Source organism: Mesorhizobium sp. M1D.F.Ca.ET.231.01.1.1 (assembly GCF_003999155.2).
In the GTDB taxonomy this organism is placed as follows: domain Bacteria; phylum Pseudomonadota; class Alphaproteobacteria; order Rhizobiales; family Rhizobiaceae; genus Mesorhizobium.
Genome location: NZ_RZOZ02000055.1, coordinates 1 through 457, shown reverse-complemented (window position 1 = coordinate 457; position 457 = coordinate 1). Strand labels below are relative to the sequence as shown.

The window sequence follows — 457 nt, the reverse complement described above, 5'->3', positions numbered from 1 at the left end:
AGGGCATCCATGTCACCGGCCTTCAGCGCGATCGGTCCGGCCCGGTCCGGCTTGATGTCGCCGGTCCAGGTGGCCTGGTTGCTGGTCCAGTTGTAGGTGGCCTGCACGTTGCGCTTCTTGACCAGCAGCGCCGACCGGTCCTGGCTGCTGAGCGGGCGCAGCTGGCCGCGTACTTCCTCGAACACGGTGCTCTGGCTCAGGTCCGCCAGCTGGTTCTTCACCTGCAGCGTGTAGCGCCACTTGTTGGCGCCCTCGCTGCTCAGGGTCATGCTGCCATTGGCCTGCATGCCCATGTAGCTGGCGAGATAGTCGGCCTTGAACGGCTGCAGGGCCATGGCCGGCAGGCTGGCCACCGACAGGGCGGCCGCAGCGATCCAGGCGAGGGGGCGGGTCAGGGTGCTCATGCTCAGACTCCTTGGTATTCGATCAGGCGCAGATCGACGCGGTCTTCGCCGTC

1 protein-coding gene is annotated in these 457 nt (G+C 66.7%); it reads right to left on the bottom strand.

What is annotated here, in order from left to right; translation table 11 throughout:
• On the bottom strand, positions 1 to 404 hold a 404-nt coding region (locus EN874_RS32225), incomplete at its 3' end, for a DUF3108 domain-containing protein (protein ID WP_127428841.1).
• Between the last annotated feature and the right edge of the window lie 53 nt (positions 405 to 457).